At 73.3% G+C, this 225-nt stretch carries 1 protein-coding gene; it reads left to right on the forward strand.

Annotated elements, in window-relative coordinates:
- Positions 1 to 45: 45 nt before the first annotated feature.
- Positions 46 to 225, forward strand: a 180-nt coding sequence (locus tag QWY28_RS23980) for a hypothetical protein (RefSeq protein WP_300955398.1), incomplete at its 3' end; no start/stop codon positions are given.

Raw genomic sequence — 225 nt, forward strand, 5'->3', positions numbered from 1 at the left:
CAAGGTCGGCAAGGACACCGACGGGTCCGAGACGGTCTACGGCTGATGAAGGACCGCACCCGGTTCCGGCGCTACGAGGGCGGCGACCCGCTCGCGCCGCCGGTCGACCGCGCCGAGGCGCTCGACGCGATCGGCGAGGACGTGATGGCCGGGTACAGCCCAGAGCGGGCCATGCAGGAGTTCCTCCGCCGCGGCGGCAAGGACCAGCGCGGGCTGGACGACCTG

Source organism: Nocardioides oceani, assembly GCF_030412965.1.
GTDB lineage: Bacteria > Actinomycetota > Actinomycetes > Propionibacteriales > Nocardioidaceae > Nocardioides > Nocardioides oceani.